1 pseudogene is annotated in these 690 nt (G+C 46.2%); it reads left to right on the top strand.

The window, feature by feature from the left end:
- Positions 1-690, top strand: a pseudogene (locus A3738_RS28365) (DNA polymerase III subunit alpha); the annotation flags it as partial.

Genomic DNA, 690 nt, shown 5'->3' on the forward strand with positions numbered 1-690 from the left:
TGAAGTTGCCCATTGTACTGCCAAACGTGAATGTCAGTGACTACACCTTTACCGTGGATGAGCAAGGTCAAGTTGTATATGGGCTTGGTGCGGTTAAAGGACTAGGTGAAGGTCCTGTTGAAAGTATTCTAGAAGCCCGGAAAAAAGATGGGCCGTTTAAAAACCTGTTTGATTTCTGCGATCGCGTGGATCTCAGAAAGGTAAATAAACGTGCTCTAGAGGCTTTGATTTACGCCGGAGCGCTTGATTCTATCGGCCCGAATCGCGCACGTTTGATGGCGACGATTGAAGAGGCAGTGCAGCGTGCAGATCAAAATGCGCGTAACCAAAATTCGGGTATGACGGATTTGTTCGGTGCTGTTGTGCCAGACGAAACGGTAGATGATGTATATCAGCGCTCTGAAGGACTAAAAGAATGGCCTGAAAAGCAGCGCCTTGGTTTTGAAAAAGACACTTTAGGTCTTTACCTCACGGGGCATCCTTTTGATGAGTATGAAAAAGAAGTGCGTCGTTTTGCGCGCAGCGCGATTGTCGATTTAAAACCAAGCAAAAACAAAATCGCTATTGCCGGTCTGGTGGTAGATCTTCGCTTGATGAAAAACAAGCGCGGCCAAACAATGTGTTTCGTAACGCTTGATGATAGAACTGCTCGTATCGAAGCGACATTATTCTCGGATGGGTTTGAGACAT

This window comes from Oleiphilus sp. HI0066 (genome assembly GCF_001635725.1).